The organism is Cupriavidus sp. GW823-FHT07A04 (assembly GCF_058794615.1).
On record NZ_JBXAHA010000063.1, the window covers coordinates 1 to 689 of the forward strand.

2 protein-coding genes are annotated in these 689 nt (G+C 66.0%); both read right to left on the bottom strand.

The window, feature by feature from the left end; genetic code table 11:
- Positions 1-321: ATP-binding cassette domain-containing protein (locus AC1Q7Q_RS40390; RefSeq protein ID WP_492376858.1), on the bottom strand; the 321-nt coding region annotated here is incomplete at its 3' end.
- Between the two features lie 9 nt (positions 322-330).
- On the bottom strand, positions 331-689 hold a 359-nt coding region (locus tag AC1Q7Q_RS40395), incomplete at its 5' end, for an ABC transporter ATP-binding protein C-terminal domain-containing protein (RefSeq protein WP_492376859.1).

Genomic DNA, 689 nt, shown 5'->3' on the forward strand with positions numbered 1-689 from the left:
CAGCGGCGGCAACAGCAGGTTTTCCTCGCACGACAGGCTGGCGAAGATGCCCCGCTCTTCCGGGCAATAGCCGATGCCGCAGTGCGCGATCTTGTGCGTCGGCATGCCGATGGTCTCGGTGCCGTTGACGCGGATCGAGCCCTTGCGCTGGCCGGTCAGGCCCATGATGGCGCGCAACGTGGTGGTGCGCCCGGCGCCGTTGCGCCCCAGCAGCGTCACCACCTCGCCGGCATTCACGGTCAGGTCCACGCCATGCAGGATGTGCGATTCGCCATACCAGGCGTGCAGGTCCTTGATTTCTAGTGCGGGCGTTGTGCTCATCCTGGCTCCTCAGTGCGCGCCCTGCAGTTCAGCCTCGACGGTGCCCATATAGGCCTCCATCACGCGCGGGTCTTTCGATACCTCGGCGTACGGCCCTTCGGCCAGGATCGCGCCGCGCTGCAATACCGTGATCTTGTCGGCAATCGACGAGACCACGTTCATGTTGTGCTCCACCATCAGGATGGTGCGCCCCACCGCCACCTTGCGGATCAGCTCGGTCACGCGCGCCACGTCTTCGTGGCCCATGCCCTGGGTCGGCTCGTCCAGCAGCATCATCTCGGGCTCCATCGCCAGCGTGGTGGCGATCTCGAGCGCGCGCTTGCGGCCGTACGGCAGGTTGACCGTCACCGTCTGCGCCACATCGGTCA